The following is a 17885-nucleotide window of genomic DNA, read 5'->3' as shown; positions in this document are numbered from 1 at the left end:
CCGTTGGTGTGCGTTGGTGCCATTCCGTCCGGAACCCCAATAAACACGGGGCTTGCCGACCGAATCACATGGGTGTACTTCTGATGGTCCATGTCGTCGCTGGAGGAGTTCGCTGAGTCGGAGGAGCACCCGCTCCTCACGATGCGCGAGGCCTGCAAGATCCTGCGGATCGGTCGCACGCTCGGCTACCAGCTCGCTCACGAGTATCTGAATTCGGGCGGCACGTCCGGGCTTCCGGTGATCCGGTTCAGCAAGGAGTGCCTCCGGGTTCCGCGCTGGGCGCTCATGGAACTCGTGAGGACCGGCCGGGTCGTGCGGCTGTGCGATGCGGAGGCACCCGTCGAGGGAGCCTCCGTTGCACGCTGACCCGATCCGCCGCATGATCGTCCTCGGTCCGCGAGCGCACGAGCTGCGCGCGTACGACGGCTCGACGGCATGGGCCGTGCTCGAAGAGATGATGCAGCGCTCGACCGGCGACGGCGATCACCTCGTCGCCCAGGTGTCGATCCGTTCGCTCGCCTCGTCGCTCGGTCTTGCGAAGGACACCGTCGCCCGCGCCGTTCGACGGCTCCGCGACCTCGGCGTGATCGAAGCCGAGCAACGCCGTTCCGACAGCGGTGTCTTCCAGACCGGCTCCTACCGGCTCGACGTCCCGACCGCCTGCCTCACCGTCGACATATCAACGACGACGAACCACCGACGACCTCACCCGACAACACACCGTCGAACCACCAACACCACGAACACCACCGACACGGCCAACACCACCGATACCGGCCAACTCTCCCTCACCTTCAACTCCTGAAGGAACACCCCCCATGACCGAACCAACCACCCACAACCACAAATCAATAACCCGTACAAATCAATAACCCGTGTACAAATCAATAACCCGTAGACAGGTGCCCGCGGGCGGTCGGGTTCGATCATGATCCGGGTGACGACGCTGTTCGCTCGCACGGCCGGTGCAACGGCGGCCTATTACGGCGGCTACCTCACCAAGAACAGCTGTGAGCTTCCCGGTCGGTGGACTGGGAGGCAGGCACCCGACCTCGGCCTCATCGGCGAGGTCACACCCGATCGTCTCGAAGCGGTCCTGCTCGGCCGTCACCCGTTCACGGGGGAGTCGCTCGGTCGGGAACTGCTCGACCGCATCGACCAGAAGGGCAACGTGATCAAGGCGGTCGCCGGCTACGACGCGACGTTCTCGGCACCGAAGTCGGTGTCGGTGCTGTGGGGACTCACCGGCGACGAGGGCTTCGCCGAGTGCCACGACCGAGCCGTCGAAGCAGCGATCGAGATGATCGAGAAGTACGGCTCGACCACCCGCGTCCGCTCGAACGGGACACGGCTCCATCCCGAAACCCGTGGGCTCACGATCGGCGTGTTCCGTCAGTCGACGAGCCGAGCTGACGACCCACAGCTCCACACCCACGTCGTCATCTCCGCCAAGGTCCAGACCGCCGACGGCCGCTGGTATGCGCTCGACGGGCGAGTGTTGAAGCGGCATCAGCAGGCGTTCGGCTACTTCTACCAATCGGTCCTGCGCGCCGAGCTGACCGCCCGCTACGGCGTCGCGTTCGATCCCATCGTCAACGGCCAAGCCGAGATCGCCGGCGTCGCCACCGAGTTGCTGCACCAGTTCTCCAAACGCGCCCACGACATCGCTATCGAGATGGACCACCGCGTCGCGGAGTTCATCGAACGCACCGGCCGAGAACCGAGCCACCGCGAGTTCTCCGCAATGGAACGCGAAGCATCCGGCGACACCCGAGCGCGCAAGACCGGACTCGGCGCCGACCAACTTCGAGCTCGCTGGACACGAGAGGCCGCGGCTCTTGGCCACGACCCGATCTCGCTCGTCGACGCCCTGAATGCCGAGGCGCAGCGGCGGCCGATTGCAGCGTCGCCGGTCGCGGTTGCTGACGTTCTCGAGTTGCTCGCCGAACGCGGGTCGACGTGGAACTGCCTCGATGTGCTGCGCGCCATCTCCGACCTCGCCACACCGCAACCCGCCCATGACGCCACCACCTGGGCGGCCGCACTCGACCAAGCCGTCGACACCGTGCTCGATGCGTGCATCGACCTCGACCCTGCCGCACCGAACTCGGCTCGCCGATCATCCGATGGGCGGGCGCTGCACATCGAGCCCGTCGCACGGCAGGCGACGAGCGAGCACGTCCTGGCCCAGGAAGAGCGGATCATCACGTGGGCGCTGGAAGCTCAAGCAGGCCGGCCGCAGCCGTCGACGACCGTCACCGACCACGCACTGGACGACGCTCAACACGGCGCAGCCAGCGCGGTCGCCGGACACGACCGGCTCGTGCTCGTCGTCGGCCCGGCCGGCGCCGGCAAGACCCGCACGCTCCAAGCCGCCGTCACCGATCTCCACGCACAGACCCGACCGGTGATCGGATTCGCCCCCACGGCCAAGGCAGCCCGTGTCCTGGCAACCGAGACCGGGATGCCGGCCGACACCGTCGCCAAGCTCCTCTACGAACTCGACCACCCCGACCCAGGCCGATCGTGGTTCGACTGCGGACCGGGGACGACGGTGATCGTCGACGAGGCCGGCATGTTGAACACCGCCGACCTCCACCGACTCGTCGTTCACGCCGAACAACACCAATGGAGACTCGCCCTCATCGGCGACCCGCACCAACTCCAAGCCGTCGGCCGAGGCGGCATGTTCCAAGAACTCTGCACCACCGGCCGCACGAACGAACTCGAACACCTCCACCGCTTCACCAACGAATGGGAAGCCACCAACTCGCTCCGACTCCGACAAGGCGACCCCGAAGCACTCCACTGCTACAACACCTTCGGACGCATCCGGGCCGGCACGTTCGACGACCACCTCGACACGATCACCGACGCCTGGACCCGATCACGGGATGACGGCGAGACGATCTCGATCACGACCACCCGCAACGAACAGGTCCAGACCATCAACCACCACATCCAACAACGCCGCATCGAAGCCGGCGAACTCGACCAGAACACGCTCGTCCAGATCGATGACGAGTGGGCGATGGTCGGCGACATGGTGTCCACCCGCCGCAACGACCGACGACTCCGTACCACCACCGGTGAACCCGTACGCAACCGAGAACGCTGGACCATCACCGACACCAACCGCAACGGCGAGATGACCGTGACCCGACTTGATGGACACGGCACCATCACCCTCCCCGCCGACTACGCCCGCCAACACGTAGAGCTCGCTTACGCCACCACCGAACACGGAGCCCAAGGCGAAACCGCCCAACGCAGCATCACTCTCGCCACAACAGCCACGACCGGCCGAGGCCTCTGCGTCGGCATGACCCGTGGTCGCGACGAGAACCTCGCTCTCGTCGTCACCGACACACTCGACATCGCCGAAGCAATCGGCATCCTCGAAGCAGCCATCGCAATCGACCGAGCAGACATCCCCGCAACGACCCACCGTCGACTGCTTGCCGAGGCCGTGCCGAGTTCGAGGCCACGGCCACGCCTGGAGATCCCCGAGTGGTTCGATGAGCTGCGGGCGACGGCCGAGGAGAAACGTCGAGCCGCCCAACAATCGCTCGACGAGCGAAACGCCGAGCGGGCCGCGGACGAAAGGCGAGTGGCAGAAGCAAGCCGTCGCCTGCCCGCAGCCGAAGCGGCACACGCCCCGTTCAACGAGAATGTCCTCGCCGCGAAGCACGTCGTGAGCGAGTCGCGGTCAGCGCTGTGGGAGGCCGAGTTCGAGCTACGCAAGTCCGGTCGAGTTCACCGTCGATCAGCTCGCCGAGAGGTCGAAGCAGCGACCGGTGCACTCGCCGCCGCCAACGATCGGCTGGCACGAGCCGAGGAACTCGCCGCGCCGACCCGTGCGCCACTCGATGACCTCCGCAGAATCATCGACGATCACCGCCAGTTCGACTCGACCCGCCGAATCCTCGACGAGTGGGAGGACCTCGGTGGCGCTGTCGTCCGAGCCAACGAACTCTGCGCAGCCCTTGACCGATGGAAGGACTGGGCAGACGGTCGCGATGTCCGTCCCTCGTCCTTGGTTGAGATCGCGTCCACACTTGCGGATCACCGAGAGTTTCCCGGAATGGGTCAGCTCAACGAATGGTTCACTCGATGGCCCGAGGCGCAAGGAGCCGAGCTCCATCGATTGAGGCCGCAGCCGGCGTCCGTCGAGTTGGGTATCGACCTCTGAGTCACCATCCACCACCGCGCCGGCTGTCTGGGTTTCGCCTGATTCGGCGTGTGTGGGCTCCGCGTTTCGGCAGGGCCGACTGCGCTGCGGGCGACATTGCGTTGCTCGAGAGGACCGAAGTCTCCCGGAGAACCAGGTCTGAGTCAGGGAGGGCTTCGCGGTAGCGTCGGCGCATGTCTCCGAAAGAGAAGGATCGTGGCGGGTGTGGCCTCCTTTGCATCTGATGAAACCCTCCTCGCTGTTTCGAAGGCCGGGAAGGCCGATCTCTCTGCGTGGGGTCGTGGAATTCACCTTGAGGCTTCGACCGGACGGACCCTTGAGGAGCTACGTCATCGGGTCGTCGCGGACCGGATCGTGTTGGCCGCAAGTCTTCGCGTCGACGGCGTTGCCTGCGCGACGGAGTCAACCGGCGCGTACCGGAGCGCTGTGAGTCGCTTCTACTACTGCATCTACCAAGCAGGTCGCGCAGTCGTGTACTTCCAGAAGGGGGGAGATGATCACCAAGAACACAGTTCGCTGCCAGGACAGCTCCCAGGTGACTTTCCCGATCGGAATCGGTGGCTCAACGCGATGACGGGCGCACGACTCGATCGCAACAGGGCTGACTACGACCCCTATCCGAAATCGCCTCGTGCCTGGCGCGGCACGGCGCTCTCATGGCAGGCGGTCGCCACCGATTTTCTTGCGACCTGTCGTGCCTATCTACGCCTGAAGGGTTGCAGCTATGTCTAGGTCTAGCGAAGGGGTGTGGGACGACGCTTCGATACGAGCGAAGTTCGAAGAGCGAGGGCTGGGTCTCGCAGAGCTTGTGCGTCGCGACTTCCCCGACGAAGCGATCTTCGTCGCAGTGGTTTCACCTGAGGACTTCGATGAGGCGATTGCCGTCGGCATCGCGGTCACAGAACTCATGGAAGCCGACGGGTTTTCCGGGTTCGTCACGGTGCGAGTCAGATCTGCAGAAGTCTCGAAGGTCCGTCCGACCGGGCGTGTGAAGGGGGTTCACGACCCAAGGTGCAGCGACCTCGTCCAACTACTCACATCTCGTTCGCGGACGTCGGATGCCCTGCCAAGCCTGCACTACATCGTCGACAGCTCGGCCAGCCTTGCCGCGGCGGTCGCACCGCGCCACCATCTGGTTCTCGGTCGTCGTGGAGTTGGGAAGACAGCGCTGCTGCTCGAGGCAAAGAGCCGCATCGTTAGCGGCGGAGAGATCGCCTCTTGGACGAATCTCCAGGTGCTTCGTCGCGAACCCACCGAACGGATGCTCCTCTACATCTTGGAGTCCATTTTCGAGTCCATCTTGCAGGAGAGCCGACAGTCGATGAAGTCCAGCCGTACGATTTCGGCGCTCGCTCAGATCTACGACGAGGTTACGGCGCTGCTGGCGACCGATGAGCCGACAAGAAAGCAGGTCGACCGACTCATTCCCACGATTCAGCGGGGGATCAAGCGTTACACAGCAGCCACTGGACGTCGCCTGTACGTGTTCCTCGACGATTTCTATTTCGTGCCGAAAGCGGATCAGGCGTCCCTGCTGGACGCCTTGCACTCGTGCGTTCGAGACTGCGACGCTTGGCTCAAGATTGCGTCGATTCAATCCCTTACGCGATGGTTCGTTCCCTCGCCACCGACGGGTCTGCAGACGGGGCAGGATGCGGACATCATCGATCTTGATGTGACTCTTCAAGAGCCAGCCAAAGCCAAGGTTTTTCTGGAATCAATCCTCGAGAAGTATGCGAGCGAGTGTGGAATCGGGCTGCTCACGTCAGTGTTTCGGGGTGCCGCGCTGGATCGGCTGGTATTGGCCTGTGGCGGCGTCCCACGCGACTACTTGGTGCTGGCTGGCGCGGCGATTGCGAAAGCGCAGCGCCGGACCAGTGGTCAGCTCGCCGGAGTGCAAGACGTCAACGAGGCTGCCGGTGACGCTGCACAGTCGAAAATCGTTGAGTTGGAGGAGGATCTGTCGACCCAAGAAGGCGAGGCGCAGCTCACCGTTCGAGCTCTCGAGATGCTTCGATCTTTCTGCCTCGATCTGGCGGAATCGACCTACTACCGAGTCGACTTTCGAGATCGGGACACCCACCCCGACGAGTATGCGCTGCTCATTGCGCTAAGCGAACTTCGACTCAACCACATGATCAACTCCAGCCTTAGCGATGCTCACCAGGCTGGAGAAAAAGCTGAAGTCTTCATGCTCGACCTGAGCCAGTTTTCCGGTTCGAGGCTCAAGAAGGGCGTCGAGGTGCTGGACCTTGTCGATGGGTCCATGATCTCGAAGCGGACCGGCAAAGCTGGCTCGTCACGCAAGGGTGGGACGCCTCGACAGTTGACGGGAATCCTACGCACTTCACCGCAGTTGACACTCGAGACGTTCGCCGAGTTGGCAGCGGCGTCGGATCTCTAGCGGTCGATGCCAGGGGATGCGCCAACTCCTTGCCGTGATCCAAGGGAGTTCCGAAATCGCGATTTCATCCCTAGTCGGCCCTAGAACTCTGCGGACTGAGCGACACCCAGCGGACAAACCGATCGCGAAACCCCTGGTCAGACGAACTCAGCAACCCTGAGCGTCATTCACAAAACCGGTGAAGGTGAGCCACGACATCTTCGAAGGCACCGAGCAGATTCAGCAGCTGGTCATCAGCCGGGCCATCTCCGGCCTGCGTATCGAGTGACTTCGATTCCAGGGATGGCCTACGAACATCTGTCCGTAGGCCATCCCTGGAATCATCCCTCGGGTTTTCTCCATCTCGAGCGCAAAGTTTTGCCCATGGCGACGATGCGCGAAGAGAAGCCCGGCGTGTGGGAGGTTCGTGTGTTCACGGGCACCGACTCGCGTGGTGAGCGGGCGCAGAATTCGCGGACCGTGCGCGGCACCAAGCGCGACGCCGAACGACTCGCCGCCTCGCTGCAGGTCGGCGCAGGCACGGCCGCATGGCTGCACATTCCGAGCGGTTCCCAACGCAGCATGATCGTGGCCTAATAGTGGCATGACCCGCGCTCGGATCAGTACGACTGTCGACCGCACGCTGCTCGATGATGCTCGCCGACTGCACCCTGGAACCACCGATGCCGAACTCGTGGACGCGGCACTGACGGCTCTTCTCGATCGCTACCGGTCTGCCGAGATCGACGCCACGTATGCAGCAGCGTACGAAGCCCACCCGATCGACGGTGAAGACGAGTGGGGCGATCTCGCCTCGTTCCGAAGCGCTGCTTCAGCCACGTGAGCGCTTTGCCGGTCGGGGCTGATAGCGGCGGGGCGTTCAACCCACAAAGAACCGGGCAGACCCCGTCGAGGGTCCCATCGCCGACCGCTGCGATCATCTCACCGCCGGGCGCAGCAAGCAGCACGGCGGCGGGCTCGCGGCCGACGAGACCGAGCAGTTCATCGGACGGAAGGGTCACGAGTTCCTCGATCGACCGTGTCTCGTCATCGGCGAGCCGGAACGCGACCAGTTCGTGGAGGGCCGACGAAGTCTTGCGCCTCATGCCTTGTTCCCGTCGTCGAATGGGGCCGGTGGTGGTCCGAGCACTTCGATCGAGAACTCTGCGCACACTGCGGCGACGTGGGCTCCATCGATCTCTTCGGGTTCGGGCAGCGTTGGAGAGTCGGCGGGCCGCCCGAGTGCTGCAACGAAACGTTCGAACTGGGCCGGTGTGGTCACTTGCAGGACACGGGCCGTCTCGGAGCGGATCTGAAAAGTGTGCGGTCGCCCACGAGGCAACCAGACCGTCGCGCCGGTCTCGTACACTCCTTCGACGTCGCCACACGAGAACCAGACCTCGCCGTCGACGATGTAGAAGAGTTCGTCTTCGACGTCGTGACGGTGCAGTGGCGGCCCGAAGTGCTTCGGCCCGATGAACTCCATCACCGACATGACCCCGTTGGATTCCTCCGATGTGACCTTGGCGGTGAAGAGATTGTTGAGGAAGTGAAAGTGTTCACCGTCGTTGCGGGCGATGAGGACTGGGCTCTGTGCGGTCATGGGAGCGACCGTACGGTTGTTTCCGGGCGACGTGAATCCCCTCATCGAGGCGCACGCTCGCCGGCTGGAGGGGGTGGTCCCCCTCATTCGAGGGATACCGCGCCGGCTCCGGGTTGGCTACCTTTCGCGCATGAGCATCGCCGCGTTCACCGCCGCCCGAGACTCGCTGTTGGCAGCAGCCGACGACGTCACGCTGACCGGCGAAGCGGCATGTTCGGTCGTCGCCCGGGCAATCAGCAAGGTCGCCCGCTGCGACGCGCTTGCACTCATGAGCACCGACCCTGAGACGCACCTGCCGGCGGGCGGAGTGGTCGCAGGTTTCGAACCCGCGGCATGTGTTCCGTTCTGGGACAACGAACTGCTCGATCCCGACTTCAACAAGTTCAACGACCTGGCGCGCCGCGTCGAACCGGTCGCGACCCTCTCCGACGCAACCGATGGTGACCTCGAACGCAGTCCGCGCTTCCAGAAGCTGTACGCCGAGTACGGCACCAGCGACGAGCTTCGTGTGGCGCTCATGGCTGGCGCCACGTGCCTCGCGATCGGGGCGTTCATTCGCGCTGACGGCGAGGAGTACTCACTCACCGAGATTCGTGATGCCACCGCTCTGCTGAAGCCTGCTGTCGTGGTGCTGCGACAGGCGTTGCATCAACCGAATCGTGCTGCGATGACGGCGCCAGCGGTGTTGATCTTGGACGGTGGCGGCGCCTTGGTGTCTGCGACGAGCGGCGCCGCGGAGCACCTCGACGACCTCCGAATCGACATCGACCGCGATATTCCGGGAACGATCATGATCGCCGCGTCGAAGGCGCGGCGCCGAGGTGTCGACCGCGTCACGACCCGCCTTCGAGGCCGCAGCGGATGTTGGGTCCGCGTGCACGCCGAGGCGCTCCAAGGCGACGCGGATCACGTGGTCGTCACCATCGATCGGGCCACCGCCAGCGATCTCCAGCCGTTGCTGTTGTCGTCGTACGGACTGTCGAGCCGGGAGACCGAGATCGTGCTCGCTCTGTGCCGCGGACTCGGGACGAAAGAGATCGCATTGGAACTCGGCATCTCGTCACACACGGTGCGCGACCACCTCAAGGTCGTGTTCGTCAAGGCGAACGTGAACAGCCGCGGCGAACTCATCGCACGGCTGTTCACCGAACACATCCTCGACCAATTCGAAGAAGCGGTCATCCAGCTCTGAGAACTGCCTACTCCGGCGACTGACGACGCGCTCGACGACGGTCAGTTCGGTGATCGCGATCACCGGGGAACTCCGACTTTCACCGTCTGATGCGACCATCTGACCCAGAGCTCGGACAGCGCTGACCGTCGATGGGGGGTCGACGGTCAGCCCTGCTCGCGCTGCGCGAAGCCGGCCGTGGCTCACCGGCGGCGTGCCCGGCTCAAGGGCGTGGGCGGGGCGGTCGATATGCACCGTATGGCTCGGCGACACGACGTGATGCGACGGTGCGCGGTGTTGGTGCTCGCACTCGCTTCGGTCATCGGCGTCACCGTCACGCAGACCGCTGGTGACGCGGTGGATGCAGCGCCATCCCACAGCGACCGTGTCCGACTCTCGGCGCTCGACGCTGCAGCCAGAGGCAACCTCGACTCGCTCGCCCCGGCGATTCGGGTCGCTCCTCCTGAGCGCCGCGTCTTGATGGTGGGCGATTCGACCCTCGCCGCTGTTCGCAACGCCACCGCCTCGCACGAGCTCTTCGTCGGGTTCGAACCGGTGCTCGACGCCCAGGGCTGTCGACGCCTCGTGTGGCCCTCGTGTTGGAGCGACAGCGACCTGCGGGTGCCGAACACCATCGAAGAAGCGATCCTGGGCACGCCCGGAGTGCTCGACGTCGTCGTGGTGATGTCGGGCCACAACGACTGGCACGACCCGTTCGGATCGTTCGTCGACACGATCATGGCCGCCGCCAGGTCGAAGGGCGCGCAACAGGTGGTGTGGCTCACGCTCAGCACGGGTCGCTGGCCGGGATCGAGCGCGACTGCGATCGGCGTCTACGCCGAGAACACGATGCTGCTGTGGCAGTCGGCGCCGCGCCACCCCGACCTGGTGATCGCCGACTGGCGCACCTACAACCAGCGCTCCACCGGGTGGATGCATCCCGACGGCGTCCACCTCGAGCCCCGCGGTGCGTTCGGCCTCGCCGACTACATCTCGCGCTGGATCGCACACCTCGACGGGCGCCCGTGCACGGCGCCCCTCGAACCCGGCGGCGTCGTCCACCACCCGTGCCCCGACCCGAACACGATGACCCGCGTGCCCGACATCGCCCGGCTCTACGGGGTCTGACAACGGCGACGCTCCGATGCGCTCGGCTGTCGCAACGACGGCGAGCCAGATGAGCGGATCGACTCGAGGGAGGACTACAGGGACGCAAACCGGGTACTGCTCGAATTCAGATGAGTGATGTGGCGTTGGAGATGGAGGGCGGGGTCGTCCGGTTCGGGTCGACGGCGGCGCTCGACGGCTTCGACCTCACCATGGAGGCCGGGGAGATCCTGGCGCTGCTCGGACCCAACGGGTCGGGCAAGACGACCGCGGTCAAGGTCTGGGCGACGCTGCAGCGACCCGACGAGGGGACGGCCAAGGTCTTCGGACGTGACGTCGTCGAGGAACCCGCCAGAGTGCGGGAGTCGATCGCTCTCACGGGTCAGTACGCAGCGGTCGACGAGCTACTCACGGGCAAACAGAACCTCGAGATGTTCGGCCAACTGTTCGGGCTCTCCCGCCGCGACGCCCGTCGCCGAGCGGGTGAACTGCTGGAGCGGTTCGACCTCGCCGACGCCGGTGGTCGGGCCGTCAACGGGTACTCGGGCGGCATGCGTCGACGCCTCGATCTGGCATCGAGCTTGCTGACCGATCCGCAGCTGCTGTTCCTCGACGAACCGACGACCGGGCTCGACCCCCGGAGCCGCAACACGATCTGGCAGGTCATCCGCGACCTGTCGGAAGACGGCGCCACCATCTTTCTGACGACCCAGTACCTCGACGAGGCCGATGCTCTCGCCGATCGGATCGCGGTCATGGACCACGGCAAGGTCATCGCCGCTGGCACCGCCGACGAACTCAAGCGACAGTCGGGCGGGCTCGTCGTGGAACTGGCGACCGCCGACGAGATGGACGACGAGGAGGTGGAGCGGTTGCTCGGTGGGATCAGGGGGTTGGACGACGACGAGATCCACCGATCCGGGACTCGGACGTGGACGATCGCCACGACCGACGAACCGGTCGCCGCGCTCGGACGGGCGGCGGAGGCGATCAGCGACGCCGGAATCGACGTTCGTTCCCTCTCGTTGCGAGGCCCCGACCTCGACGACGTCTTCCTCCGGCTGACCGACAGCTCCACGGCCGGCGCCGACACCGGAGCTGACGACGCTGCGAACGAGGAGGTGCCGACGAAATGACTTCGAGCACCACCACCACCAGGACCGCCACCACCGCCGCCACCACCACCACCACCAACACCACCAGGAGCAGCACCACCAGGAGCAGCAACACGTTGAGCCGGACGTTCACCGACACAGCGGTGGTCACCCGACGCAATCTGTGGCACTTCGTGCGCCAGCCCGACCTGTTGCTGTTCTCGACGATCCAGCCGGTGATGTTCGTGCTGCTGTTCGTCTACGTGTTCGGCGGCGCCATCAGCGGCTCACTCCCGCCCGGCGTCGAATACGTCGACTACCTGCTGCCGGGCATCCTGGTCCAGTCGGTTGCCTTCCGTGCGAGCCAGACCGCCGTCGGGCTCGCCGAAGATCTGCAACGCGGCGTGATGGACCGGTTCCGTTCGATGCCGATGAGCCGGATGGCAGTGCTCACCGGCCGCACGTTCGCCGACCTGTTCCGGAACACGGTGATCATCTTCTTGATGATCGCCGTCGGCTACCTCGTCGGATTCGACTTCCAAGGTGGCGCCGCGGCCGCAGCGGCGTCGTTGGGCCTGATCCTGCTGTTCGGCTACGCCTTGAGTTGGGTGTTCGCTGCGATCGCCTTCGTCGCAAACGGAGCCGAAGCTGCTCAGTCGGCCGGCTTCGTCGCCATCTTTCCGCTGGTGTTCGCCAGCACCGTCTTCGTGCCGATCGAGACGATGCCGAGTTGGCTGCGCTGGTTTGCCGAGAACAGCCCGGTGTCGGTCACCGCCGACGCAGCGCGTCATCTGTCGATCGGTGGGCCGGTGGCCGACGCGGCGCTCCAGTCGGTGCTGTGGAGCGTCGGCATCACGGTGGTGTTCGGGGCGATCGCCGTGTGGCGCTACCAGCGAATCTGAGGGGCAGTCGCCGAGGCGGTCGGTCCGAACGCTCCTCGGTCTCGGTCATGACGGCCTCCTTCGACTCGTCCGTCCGGTCGACGGACATGCGTCGTGTACACCGGATCGCGAGATCTCGATCCCGAGTCCGGTGGCGACGGACGTTGGTCAGGAGGCGTCGAGCAGGTCGATGGGTCCGGGGCGGCCGAGCAGGTAGCCCTGCGCGGTGTCGCAGCCGAGTTCGTCGAGGAGGGCCAGTTCGGCGTCGGTCTCGACCCCTTCGCCGCACACGGTCACGCCAGCCGACCGGCCGATGTCGACGCACGCCTGCAGCACGCTGCGCCCCACGGGGTCGCTCCCGTCGGCGGCGCCGGCGACGAACGTGCGGTCGACCTTGATCTCGGTCGGATGGAGGTGGCGCAGGTAGGCGAGCGACGACTGCCCCGTTCCGAAGTCGTCGATCGAGATGCCGACGCCGAACTCGGCGAATCGGTCGATGGCAGCACTGATCGATTCGACGTCGGCGCCGACCGTTCGTTCGGTGATCTCGAGCACGAGCTTCAGGTCGGGCACCCCGGCTCCGAGTTCGCGTTCGACCGACCGGGTGAACTTCGGATCGACGATCAACAGGCTCGGCACGTTGACGGCGACCGACGTCTCAGGATGGCGGTCGAGCACCGTGCCCCACTCGTTGATCGCCCGGCGGATCGCCCACAGGGTGAACGGACCGGCGAGTCCACTCGCCTCGACCGCCGGAATGAACTCGTCGGGTCGAACCGGGCCGTCGCCGGGCCGCGTCCAGCGGATGAGGGCCTCGGACCCGACGAGATGACCGGATCGCACGTCGAGCTTGGGCTGATAATGCAGCATCATCTCGCCGTCGTCGAGTGCGCGGCGGACGTCGCCGAGCAGCTCGACCCGGCGCATCTGGCCGGCGGCGATGTCATCGCGCCAACGTTCCTGAGCCAGCCCATTTTGGTCGGCAGCCCACGATGCCGCCTGTGCGTGTTGCATGGCGTCGCTCGGATCCTCGCCGCGACGGGCGATCGCCGTGCCGATCGACGGCTCGATCAACAGCGTGACGCCAGCAGCACCGACCGGTTCGGACAACGCCTTCGCCACCGCCTCCGCCAGTCGGGACGCACCGACGTGGCTCCCCGGAGCGATCACGACGAACTCGTGGTCCGACATGTGAGCAGCGTGGCCGTGGAAGGAGTCGGCGACCCACCGGACCCGCGCTGCCGCCGACTGGACGGCTGCCTCGGCGGTCTCGATACCGAACGTCGGACGGATCGATTCGAGCGCGGACAGCCGCGCCCAGGCGACGATGAAGCCGCCCTCGAGGACCTCGGGCCTCGCCGACAACTCGTCGAGCAGGCCGAGCCGATTCAACATCCCGGTCAGCGTCGAGTGCGACGAGATCCACGCCAGCTGCTCGGCGCGTCGGGTGGACTCGGTGATGTCGTGCGCCGACACGACCACCGCTCGGGTCCGGTCGCTGTCGCCCTGCTCGCTGATCGGTCGCACCGCGACGCGGCAGATCCGGAGGTCGTCATCGGGCCGCTGCACGCCGACCACGAGATCGTCGACCCGTTCGCCGCGCTGGCCCCGCTGCAGCGGCCAGTCCGCTTCGTCGAGGGGACTACCGTCGGGCGCGCAGACGTCGTACGGGTACGACGTCGAATCGGGCCCCGGCGGGGTGCCGAGGAGTTCGAACGACGACTGGTTCGCGAGGATCACTTCGCCGTCGGCGTCGAACACCCGCACGCTCTCGGCGAGCGACTCCAGCACGGCGCGCAGCATGTCGTCGGATGCGGTGATCGTCGCCAGCGCGTTCTGCATCTCGGTGATGTCGGCGCCGACCATCACGACCTGCCGCTCGCTGGCCACGACGCTGACGCTGATCGTCGCTATCGACTCGGGTTGCTCCCGGGACGCCATCGACAGCGTGGCCCGGACCCGCTCGCCGGGAGCTTCGAGTGCAGCCTTGCCCCAGGCGATCGGGTCGCCGCCGACGGTCTCGACGCTCGACAGGCGGTCCGTCGTCGGGAGCCATGCGCTCATCGACGCATTGGCGTGGACGAGTTCGAAATCGACGACATCGCCGTCAGCGTCGCGGATCGGCTCGAACACACCGACCGCCTCTTGGATGACATCGATCGTCGCGGCGAATCTGCGCTTCGCCTGATCCTCGGCCTGGGCCGCCACCAGGCGTCGCGTGTGGTCGGTGGCGACATGGACGAGCACGTCGCCGACGCGCTCGAGGCGGAGATCGACGGCGACGGCGGGAAGCGTCGGATCCAACTCGTCGAGATTGTCGATGGACCGATCGATCGGGTCGTTGCCGTCCCAGGCCGCTCGGAGCAGTTCGGTGGGTGGAGCGCTCAACGACAGCTCCGGTCGCATCGTGAGCAGCGCATCGAGTCGCCGAACGCTGCTGTTGGCGAACAACGGTCGGCAACCGACCACCTGGAGTTGGTCGTCGAAGAGCGGCTCGAGCAGCACGATCGCCTCGTCGAGCGCCTCGACCACCGTGCGCATGCGCAACTCGCTCTGCTCGAGTTGATCGTCGATGGTGTGATCGTGCGAGGTCTGCACGAGCAGGTCGTTGGCTCGTCCGGTCGAGATCTCGTAGCGAATCGTCTTCAGCGCTCCGTCGACCACGCCTCGTCGTAGCACCGAATAGCGCTCCGGTTCGTCGCCCGCCCATGCGGTCTCCGCGTTCTCGAGCGCGACATGAACATCGAGGAACACGTCGCTGGCGAGCGCTCCGGGAACGATTCGTTCGGTGAGTGGAAGCGCGAGTGCGGCTCGGTTGCAATAGACGATCTCGAGGTCGACGATACGTCCATCGCAGAAGATCGGTCGGTACAGGTACACGGCCTGGGTGAGCTGGTCGAGTGTCGTCCGGACCACGTCGGCGGACAACTCGGCGCCATCGAGCAGCCCGGCACCGGTCGGTGTCGTCGTCGGGAGGTCGAGGTCGGGGTGCATGGTTCCTGCTCGTGCGCGCCACGAGACGCGTCGGATCACCTCGTGACAGTGCAGAGTGTGGCGTCGATCACCTGGACGTCGCGCTGGACCACACGAACTCTTGACAACGGCGGCGGCCGACGACCTCGCTGGGTCCATCCCGTCGTCCGCGCCGACACCCAGCGTCGCCGACTCGAATTTTCAGCGTGGCGTGTCGACGGCGCGGTAGTGGTGAGTCAGTGCGTCGAGCTCGGCGACGAGGTTCGGATCGAGCGGAGCGGCCTCGGCCGCGACGGCATCGGCGAGCTGTGCGCTCGAACTCGCACCCACGATCGGCGTCGTCACATCCGGCTTCGACAACACCCAGCCCATCGCCATGTGGGCGAGGCTGATCCCGGCGTCGGCGGCGAGCGGTCGCATCGCCTCGACCACCTCGAACTTGTCGTCGGCCCAGTACCGCTCCTGATAGCGACGCGACGCGCTGCCCAGGGTGAAGCGTGTACCGACGGTCGGACCGGCTGCCGCAGCGTGCTTGCCGGTCAGCAGGCCGCCCGCCAACGGGTTGTAGGCCATCACGGCGACGCCGTCGTGGCGGCACAGTGGCAACAGCTCGCGTTCGATGTCACGGAACAACAGGTTGTAGCGAGGCTGCACCGATTCGTAGCGAGAGATCCCGAGCGCCTCGCTGCGGCCGATCGCCTTGGCGAGCTGCCACGCAGCGAAGTTGGAACAGCCGACGTAGCGCACCTTGCCGGCCCGCACCGAGTCGTCGAGGGCGCGCAACGTCTCGTCGATGTGGGTGTCGCTGTCGAAGAAGTGGATCTGGTACAGGTCGAGGTGGTCGGTCTGGAGCCGTCGCAACGACGCATCGAGCGCACCGACGATGTGCTTGCGGCTCGCCCCGCGGTTCCACGGGTTGGGGCCCATCGGCGCCCAGAACTTGCTGGCGAGGATCACGTCGTCGCGGCGCTGTCGCTCACGCATCCATCGACCGATGATCTCCTCGGTCAGGCCCGACAGCTCGCCGTCCTGCCCATTCGGATACATGTCGGCGGTGTCGACGAAGGTGATGCCGGCGTCGAACGCGGTGTCGAGAATGTCGAACGACGTCGCCTCGTCACACTGGGTGCCGAACGTCATCGTGCCGAGACACAGCTTCGAGACGCGCATCCCCGTCCGCCCGAACTTCACGTGCTGCATGCGACGACCCTACGGTCAGCGCTCCACCCCGTCGGAGTCGTACCGATGTGTCGTCCCACGACGTTTCCTCGATGACGCGCTCTTGATGACGCTCGGTCAGCGGCCAGCGCCGCACCGTCCGAGCGGAGCCTCGGCATGCTCCCTCGCGCTGCGCGAGACTTTCCGGTGACCGTCTCCCCCCGATCGCAACGTCGGCAGCCAGGCTCCAGGACCCCCGCATGATCCACGAACCAATCGCGCAGAACTCGCGGAGGCGCTCGCTGCGCTGGAGAGGCGAGAAGGCTCGCACGGCGGCGAGACCGGACGTCGGGCAGGTGCCGACCGACCTCGTGAGGCGACCCGTCGTCGCGGCCTTCGGCGCTCTGCTCTTGCTCCTCGCTGGGTGCAGCGACGACCCGAGCACGAACGAACCACCGAGCGACTCCCCGAACCGGATCCTGCCGCTGGGCGCCTCCCGAGTCGAAGGGGCCCGACCGGACTTCGAGAGCTTTCGATACGAACTGTGGATCGACTTGGTGGAGGGTGGTTGGGAGTTCGACTTCGTCGGCACGCAGTCGGACAACGGTCGCTACCCGATACTGGAGGGCAACGAGTTCGACGACGACCACGAGGGCAGAGGCGGCTACACCTCCGGGGAGATCCTCGAAGGAATCGAGGGTTGGCTCGACGAGACCGGAGCTCCCGACGTCGTGCTGTTCAGCTCTCCAGGAGGCAACGACATCTTGAACGGGCAGACACCGCTCGTCGACATCGTCGCCAACATCGTGGAGATCATCGGCATCCTCCGATCGAGCAACCCAGAGGTGACCGTAGTTCTCGAAGAACTGGCTCCTGGGAGATCTGACCTGATGACCGACCGACTGCTTGGCGATTTCGACGCGATCCGCTCGGCGGTGAGGACGATCGCCGACGAGCGATCGACTGCGACATCGCAGGTACTGACCGTCGACATGGAGACCGGCTTCACCGATGACATGCTCGCCGACGACGTGCACTACAACGAGGTCGGCGCGGACTTCGTGGCAACCCGCTACTACGACCTGCTTGCCACCGTCCTCGACCGCTAGCCGGTTCCGTCACTGTCTCGGCGCAGTGGATCGGCATCTACGGTGCGCTTGCGGCCACGCGCCGCTGGCTGGAACTCGAGGGCCCGTCCAGGTGCCCGTCGAGCGAGCCGTCCGACGGATCGACATCGTCGAGCGACCGATGGCGAAGCGCTCGGTCATCGAGCGCTGCGACGCCTGCGTCGCACCACCGAAGCGTTCGCCGAATCGAAATGGT

The 17885-nt window shown here is 65.7% G+C and carries 14 protein-coding genes; 11 read left to right on the top strand and 3 right to left on the bottom strand.

Going from position 1 to position 17885, the window contains the following annotated elements; translation table 11 throughout:
* The first annotated feature begins 90 nt into the window (after positions 1 to 90).
* The 6 genes from ACE37B_RS21180 to ACE37B_RS21155 all read left to right on the top strand — a co-directional run bounded on the left by ACE37B_RS21180 (position 91) and on the right by ACE37B_RS21155 (position 7419).
* A complete protein-coding gene (locus ACE37B_RS21180) occupies positions 91 to 366 on the top strand; it encodes a hypothetical protein (protein WP_409925338.1) in 276 nt (91 codons plus the stop codon).
* Entirely contained in the window at positions 356 to 805 is a 450-nt protein-coding gene (locus tag ACE37B_RS21175) for a winged helix-turn-helix transcriptional regulator (protein ID WP_409925337.1), read from the top strand. The genes ACE37B_RS21180 and ACE37B_RS21175 overlap by 11 nt, the downstream gene beginning before the upstream one ends.
* A 132-nt stretch (positions 806 to 937) precedes the next feature.
* A complete protein-coding gene (gene mobF / locus ACE37B_RS21170) occupies positions 938 to 4192 on the top strand; it encodes a MobF family relaxase (protein WP_409925336.1) in 3255 nt (1084 codons plus the stop codon).
* A gap of 745 nt (positions 4193 to 4937) precedes the next feature.
* Entirely contained in the window at positions 4938 to 6596 is a 1659-nt protein-coding gene (locus ACE37B_RS21165; RefSeq protein ID WP_409925335.1) for a hypothetical protein, read from the top strand.
* 282 nt (positions 6597 to 6878) lie between these two features.
* Positions 6879 to 7172, top strand: coding sequence for a hypothetical protein (locus tag ACE37B_RS21160; protein ID WP_409925334.1), 294 nt, complete (start codon positions 6879 to 6881; stop codon positions 7170 to 7172).
* Positions 7173 to 7179: 7 nt separating this feature from the next.
* Positions 7180 to 7419, top strand: coding sequence for a type II toxin-antitoxin system VapB family antitoxin (locus ACE37B_RS21155; protein ID WP_409925333.1), 240 nt, complete (start codon positions 7180 to 7182; stop codon positions 7417 to 7419).
* Between the two features lie 258 nt (positions 7420 to 7677).
* Here ACE37B_RS21155 and ACE37B_RS21150 read toward each other — a convergent pair whose 3' ends face one another.
* Positions 7678 to 8178: a quercetin 2,3-dioxygenase gene (locus ACE37B_RS21150; RefSeq protein ID WP_409925332.1), complete on the bottom strand. Its 501-nt coding sequence runs from the start codon at positions 8176 to 8178 to the stop codon at positions 7678 to 7680.
* Positions 8179 to 8308: 130 nt separating this feature from the next.
* Between ACE37B_RS21150 and ACE37B_RS21145 the strand changes: the two genes are divergently transcribed.
* The 4 genes from ACE37B_RS21145 to ACE37B_RS21130 all read left to right on the top strand — a co-directional run bounded on the left by ACE37B_RS21145 (position 8309) and on the right by ACE37B_RS21130 (position 12452).
* Positions 8309 to 9370, top strand: coding sequence for a helix-turn-helix transcriptional regulator (locus ACE37B_RS21145; protein ID WP_409925331.1), 1062 nt, complete (start codon positions 8309 to 8311; stop codon positions 9368 to 9370).
* A gap of 237 nt (positions 9371 to 9607) precedes the next feature.
* The gene (locus ACE37B_RS21140; protein ID WP_409925330.1) at positions 9608 to 10477 is read left to right on the top strand and encodes a hypothetical protein; all 870 of its coding nucleotides are present in this window, start codon (positions 9608 to 9610) and stop codon (positions 10475 to 10477) included.
* Between the two features lie 110 nt (positions 10478 to 10587).
* On the top strand, positions 10588 to 11592 hold the full coding sequence (locus tag ACE37B_RS21135; protein WP_409925329.1) for an ATP-binding cassette domain-containing protein: 1005 nt from the start codon (positions 10588 to 10590) through the stop codon (positions 11590 to 11592).
* A complete protein-coding gene (locus ACE37B_RS21130) occupies positions 11589 to 12452 on the top strand; it encodes an ABC transporter permease (protein WP_409925328.1) in 864 nt (287 codons plus the stop codon). Before ACE37B_RS21135 ends, ACE37B_RS21130 begins: the two co-directional genes overlap by 4 nt.
* Before the next feature lie 147 nt (positions 12453 to 12599).
* Here ACE37B_RS21130 and ACE37B_RS21125 read toward each other — a convergent pair whose 3' ends face one another.
* Entirely contained in the window at positions 12600 to 15425 is a 2826-nt protein-coding gene (locus ACE37B_RS21125) for an EAL domain-containing protein (protein WP_409925327.1), read from the bottom strand.
* Positions 15426 to 15605: 180 nt separating this feature from the next.
* Positions 15606 to 16604 (bottom strand): aldo/keto reductase, encoded by a 999-nt coding sequence (locus ACE37B_RS21120; RefSeq protein ID WP_409925326.1) that lies wholly within the window; start codon positions 16602 to 16604, stop codon positions 15606 to 15608.
* Between the two features lie 218 nt (positions 16605 to 16822).
* On the opposite strand from ACE37B_RS21120, the gene ACE37B_RS21115 reads away from it, so the two are divergent.
* Complete coding sequence (locus ACE37B_RS21115) at positions 16823 to 17671, top strand: SGNH/GDSL hydrolase family protein (protein WP_409925325.1); 849 nt, start codon at positions 16823 to 16825, stop codon at positions 17669 to 17671.
* The last annotated feature ends 214 nt before the right edge of the window (positions 17672 to 17885 follow it).

The organism is Ilumatobacter sp., assembly GCF_046290335.1.
In the GTDB taxonomy this organism is placed as follows: Bacteria; Actinomycetota; Acidimicrobiia; order Acidimicrobiales; family Ilumatobacteraceae; genus Ilumatobacter_A.
Note: the sequence above shows the minus strand (reverse complement) of the source record. Positions and strands in the feature narration are given on the sequence as shown.

Excerpts from the sequence above, each read along its gene's own strand:
- ACE37B_RS21180 (WP_409925338.1), top strand. The coding sequence starts at position 91 with ATGTCGTCGCTGGAGGAGTTCGCTGAGTCGGAGGAGCACCCGCTCCTC.
- ACE37B_RS21160 (WP_409925334.1), top strand. The coding sequence starts at position 6,879 with ATGGCCTACGAACATCTGTCCGTAGGCCATCCCTGGAATCATCCCTCG.
- ACE37B_RS21155 (WP_409925333.1), top strand. The coding sequence starts at position 7,180 with ATGACCCGCGCTCGGATCAGTACGACTGTCGACCGCACGCTGCTCGAT.
- ACE37B_RS21150 (WP_409925332.1), bottom strand. The coding sequence starts at position 8,178 with ATGACCGCACAGAGCCCAGTCCTCATCGCCCGCAACGACGGTGAACAC.
- ACE37B_RS21145 (WP_409925331.1), top strand. The coding sequence starts at position 8,309 with ATGAGCATCGCCGCGTTCACCGCCGCCCGAGACTCGCTGTTGGCAGCA.
- ACE37B_RS21140 (WP_409925330.1), top strand. The coding sequence starts at position 9,608 with ATGGCTCGGCGACACGACGTGATGCGACGGTGCGCGGTGTTGGTGCTC.
- ACE37B_RS21135 (WP_409925329.1), top strand. The coding sequence starts at position 10,588 with ATGAGTGATGTGGCGTTGGAGATGGAGGGCGGGGTCGTCCGGTTCGGG.
- ACE37B_RS21130 (WP_409925328.1), top strand. The coding sequence starts at position 11,589 with ATGACTTCGAGCACCACCACCACCAGGACCGCCACCACCGCCGCCACC.
- ACE37B_RS21125 (WP_409925327.1), bottom strand. The coding sequence starts at position 15,425 with ATGCACCCCGACCTCGACCTCCCGACGACGACACCGACCGGTGCCGGG.
- ACE37B_RS21120 (WP_409925326.1), bottom strand. The coding sequence starts at position 16,604 with ATGCAGCACGTGAAGTTCGGGCGGACGGGGATGCGCGTCTCGAAGCTG.
- ACE37B_RS21115 (WP_409925325.1), top strand. The coding sequence starts at position 16,823 with ATGATCCACGAACCAATCGCGCAGAACTCGCGGAGGCGCTCGCTGCGC.